Annotated in this window: 3 protein-coding genes; all 3 read right to left on the bottom strand. The window is 59.6% G+C overall.

Annotation, left to right across the window (positions count from 1 at the left end; genetic code table 11):
* Window positions 1–358: 358 nt before the first annotated feature.
* Window positions 359–727 (bottom strand): PH domain-containing protein, encoded by a 369-nt coding sequence (locus F8N12_RS27325; RefSeq protein ID WP_150583123.1) that lies wholly within the window; start codon window positions 725–727, stop codon window positions 359–361.
* A 28-nt stretch (window positions 728–755) separates the two neighbouring features.
* Window positions 756–2,099, bottom strand: a complete 1,344-nt coding sequence (locus F8N12_RS27330; protein ID WP_150583124.1) for an ATP-binding protein — start codon at window positions 2,097–2,099, stop codon at window positions 756–758.
* A partial coding sequence (locus tag F8N12_RS27335; protein ID WP_191623236.1) for a winged helix-turn-helix domain-containing protein occupies window positions 2,096–2,485 on the bottom strand: 390 nt, incomplete at its 5' end. The genes F8N12_RS27335 and F8N12_RS27330, both read right to left, overlap by 4 nt.

Consider the following 2,485-nt stretch of genomic DNA (forward strand, 5'->3'; position numbering starts at 1 on the left):
ACGCATCCAGACACTGTGGGAGTGAGCCTGCTCGCGATGGCGTCAAGCCGGCCAACAGTGATGTTGAATGTGCTGGCCTCTTCGCGAGCAGGCTCGCTCCCACAATGGGCATAGTCGAATCCGAACTGGAGTATGCATCCAGACACTGTGGGAGTGAGCCCCCACAATAGGCATAGCCGAATCCGAACTGGAGGACGCATCCAGACACTGTGGGAGTGAGCCCCCACAATAGGCATAGTCGAATCCGAACTGGAGTATGCATCCAGACACTGTGGGAGTGAGCCCCCATAATAGGCATAGCCGAATCCGAACTGGAGTACGCTCCCACAGGGTTTGTATTGTGGTTGAAATGAAGATTTTAGAGCAGATGCTGGGAGATCAATTTGGAGATCTCGACCATTGAGGTCCTGCCAGTGAACTCGAACTTCACTCGACCCAGCGACGAGAAATAGATCTCGAGCTCGGAATCCAGATCAAACGTGCCGGACGTTTCGACCGAGTACGCCACGATGTTTTTGTACGGCAACGAGGTGAAATCCTTCTTGCTGCCGGTCAGGCCCTGCACGTTGACCGCGATGATGCGTTTGTTGGTAAACACGACGCCGTCGCGCATGGATTTGTAGGAGTCGATGACTTGCTCGCCATCCAGCAACAGTGCGGTGACGCGCTCTGCATATTCGTCGTTCTGCTTGAGCTTGAAAAAGCCTTTGTTGTTGAAATCAATCATCTGTAATTCCCTGTTTTCAAATGAACAGCTAAGCCGAATGCACGGGCAGTACCACCAGCGCTTCCAGGCCAACGATTGAGCGATTACGCAGCGTTAGTTCGCCGCCATGTTCCAACACAATCGCACGTGCTGCGGATAATCCCAAACCCACACCGCCGGTGCTTTTGTTTCGCGAGCCTTCCATGCGGAAGAACGGTGCGAACACCTGTTCGAGGCTGTCTTGCGCAATTCCCGGCCCGCAATCCAGTACTTTGATCCGCACTTCCCCCGCCGAGGGAAACAGTTCGACAGCCGGTTCGGTGGCGTACTTGATCGCGTTATCCAGCAGATTGGTCATCACGCGCTTGAGCCCGGACGGCCGCCCGAAATACACCAGTCGCGCGGGCCCTTCAAACGCAATGTCGGCACCTTGATCACGGTAATCATCCAGCAACGTTTGCAGCAGTTCCGCCAAGTCAAAGTGCGTGGCCGGTTCCAGTCGCGCGTCGTCGCGGAAAAAATCGAGCGCCGAATTGATCATCGCCTGCATTTCATCCACGTCGCTGAAAAGGCGCTGCTGTTGCCCGGCATCTTCGATGAATTCGCCGCGCAGTCGCATTCGCGTCAACGGGGCGCGCAGGTCGTGGGAGATGGCGGCAAGCATTTGCGTGCGGTCGCGGATAAAGTGTTGCAGTTGGGCCTGCATGGCGTTGAAGGCAACGATCGCCTGACGGATTTCCTGCGGGCCGAGCGGCTCGATGGGTGGGGCGCGAAAGTCGACACCGAAACGCCGGGCGCCTTCGCTGAAGTGTTGCAGGGGCGTGGCGAGACGGCGTGTGGCAATCAGGGCGACCAGTGCAGTGGAAATCAGCGCCAGTAAAATGATGATCAGCACTCGCGGCGTTTCATCCAGGCCCCAGCTGCGGGTGGGCGGGGAGAAAATCAGCCACGAGCCATCGGTCAGCTCTATCAACAGCGCGTATCGCGCATCTGCCGCGGGCTCGGGCCAGTCACTGGGCTCGTAGGTTTCGATGCGTCGGTTCGCGGAATTGAGCAACGGCTGCAGAATTTTCGCGCCGTCCTCGGAAATCTGGTCCTCCACGGGGGGCAGATTCAGCCCCTGTCGATCACGGTGCCAACTGACGACAAAGCCCTCTTCGCTGGCGGCCAGGGTCAACTGGCCACGCAACGGAACCGGGGCCGCTTCGATGATGCGAGTGACGGCGGCAGCCTTTTCCAGCAAGCCGATTTCCGTCAGCGACGGACGCGCCCACACGCCCGCCAGCTGGATGAACAGGCCGTTGAGCACCAGCGAAATCAGCATTGCCAAGAGGATCGTCAAGGCGATCCAGCGCGCCACCGTGTCGCGGCGAATCCATTTCAGCCATCTCATCGCCGGGTCACGCTGGGGGTGAACAGATAGCCGCCGTTGCGCACGGTGCGAATCATCGCCGGGCGTTTGGTGTCGGACTCGAGCTTGCGCCGCAAGCGGCTGACCTGGACGTCGATGCTGCGATCAAACGCGTCGTGGCAGTGCCCACGCGCCAGGTCCAGCAGCTGCTCGCGGGTGAGGATGCGCTGGGGGTGCTCGACGAAGACCAACAGCAAATCGAATTCGCCGGCCGAGAGCGGGATCATCACGTTGTCTGGCGAGCGCAATTCGCGGCGGGTGACGTCCAGGTGCCAGTCAGCGAAGTCGATCAGCGGCCGGGGGCGTTCCTGCGCCAGCGGGCGGCGATCATCGACGCGGCGCAACACGGCACGCACGCGGGCCAGCAG

The organism is Pseudomonas fluorescens, assembly GCF_902497625.1.
Taxonomy (GTDB): domain Bacteria; phylum Pseudomonadota; class Gammaproteobacteria; order Pseudomonadales; family Pseudomonadaceae; genus Aquipseudomonas; species Aquipseudomonas fluorescens_BQ.

Excerpts from the sequence above, each read along its gene's own strand:
- F8N12_RS27325 (WP_150583123.1), bottom strand. The coding sequence starts at position 727 with ATGATTGATTTCAACAACAAAGGCTTTTTCAAGCTCAAGCAGAACGAC.
- F8N12_RS27330 (WP_150583124.1), bottom strand. The coding sequence starts at position 2,099 with ATGAGATGGCTGAAATGGATTCGCCGCGACACGGTGGCGCGCTGGATC.